Here is a 1,450-nt window from a genome sequence, read left to right on the forward strand (position 1 = left end):
TGAACTGCACCCCAAAAGTTGGACACCAGTCCAACGATTTGGGGTGTTTTTTCATGAGCAAGCACAGCGCACGATTCAAGCAAGCAGTCGTCAAAGACTATCTATGCGGCAAGCACGGCGGTTTTGCTGGGGTGGCGCACCGGCATGGTACAGACCACGGCACGGTGCGTAAGTGGGTGGCGGCATGGCGAGCGCACGGCGCCGCGGCGTTCAGGAAGAAGTACAGCTTCTACGATGGACAGTTCAAGCTGAAGGTGCTGCAGTTCATGCACACAAAGGCGCTGTCGTGCCGAGAGACTGCGGCGGTTTTCGATATCCGCAATCCGGGCGTGATCAGTGTCTGGAAGCGCCGGTATGATTCGGGAGGTATGCAGGCCCTTGAGCCGCGCCCCCGAGGACGCTCCGTGAAACAACCCAAGTCATCTGTGCCGCCTGTTTCGTCCAAGCCTGACGAGGCCCGCACGAAGGAAGAGCTCCTGAAGGAGCTGAACTATCTGCGCATGGAGAATGCGTACCTAAAAAAACTCGATGCCTTGATCCGCTCGGACAGCCCCACAGCGCAAAGCAAAAAGCGCAAGTAGTGGCCGGATTGAGGCATGAGTTTGCACTTGGCGGCCTGCTCAAAGTGGCGGGCTTGGCGCGTAGCACCTTCTATTACCAATGCAAGGTCTCGCAGAAGGCAGACAAACACACGCAGCTCAAGGCGCGCATCCGCTCTGTATTCAAGCAGCACAAAGGGCGTTACGGCTATCGGCGTATCACCAGCGCGATCCGGCACTTGGGCACGGTTGTGAATCACAAGACCGTCCAACGCTTGATGCAACTGATGAAACTGAAGTCGCTGGTGCGACCGAAAAAGTTTCGAGCCTTCCGGGGGACGGTGGGAGGCATTGCGCCGAACGTGCTGCAAAGACAGTTTGACGCCGACGCGCCAAATCAGAAGTGGGTCACCGATATCACTGAATTCCGGGTGGGCGAGCGCAAGCTCTATCTGTCCCCGGTGCTAGACCTGTATAACGGCGAGATTGTTGCCTACGAAACGGCGACGCGTCCGGCATTCGCGATGGTCGCAAGCATGATCAAAAAGGCGTTCAAGAGGCTGGGGGCTGGTGATCGCCCCGTGATTCACTCTGATCAGGGATGGCACTATCAGATGGGCGCTTACCAGGCGTTGCTCTCGCAGCGCGCACTGACGCAAAGCATGTCACGCAAGGGCAACTGCCACGACAACGCCGCCATGGAGAGCTTCTTCGGCACCTTGAAGTCAGAGTTCTTCTACCCGAACCGCTTCGAGAGCATTGAAGCGCTTCAGGCCGGAATCCGACGCTACATTCACTACTACAATCACAACCGCATCAAGCTGAAGCTAAAAGGGCTGAGTCCTGTGATGTACAGAACTCAGCCCTCACGGCCCTAGCCCAAAACTGTCCAACTTTGCGGGGTCAGTTCA

General features: G+C 57.0%; 1 protein-coding gene. It reads left to right on the forward strand.

All coding sequences use genetic code 11. The features are described 5' to 3' along the window. Positions 1-53 precede the first annotated feature (53 nt). A protein-coding gene (locus QCE62_RS35000; RefSeq protein WP_309927997.1) for an IS3 family transposase occupies positions 54-1,417 on the forward strand; the annotation gives its coding sequence in 2 pieces (ribosomal slippage) (positions 54-525 and positions 525-1,417; 1,365 coding nt in all). Positions 1,418-1,450: the final 33 nt, after the last annotated feature.

It is taken from the genome of Caballeronia sp. LZ033 (genome assembly GCF_031451265.1).
Lineage (GTDB): Bacteria > Pseudomonadota > Gammaproteobacteria > Burkholderiales > Burkholderiaceae > Caballeronia.